The sequence below is a fragment of the Lysobacter enzymogenes genome (assembly GCF_017168095.1).
Lineage (GTDB): Bacteria > Pseudomonadota > Gammaproteobacteria > Xanthomonadales > Xanthomonadaceae > Lysobacter > Lysobacter enzymogenes_D.
Map to the genome: position 1 here is coordinate 12,795 of NZ_LXSD01000381.1, position 200 is coordinate 12,994.

Sequence of the window (200 nt, forward strand, 5' to 3'; positions counted from 1 at the left end):
AGCTCAGCGTGTCGTTGACGGTGATCGAGCCGCTGCCGTCTTCGTCGGCGTTGCTGGTTTGGGCCTTCTCCGACGTCAGGTTCGGTGCCTGAGTGACCGGCGTGGTAACGGTCGGATTGCACTTGGCATCGGTCGAGCCGGCCGGGCAGACGTTCGGCGTCGAGGTCGACACGGTCGCCTTGTTGACGATCGAGCCGGCG

At 65.5% G+C, this 200-nt stretch carries 1 protein-coding gene; it reads right to left on the bottom strand.

Translation table 11 applies throughout. From position 1 onward, the window contains the following. A partial coding sequence (locus A7A76_RS15550; RefSeq protein ID WP_206412035.1) for a hypothetical protein occupies window positions 1-200 on the bottom strand: 200 nt, incomplete at both ends.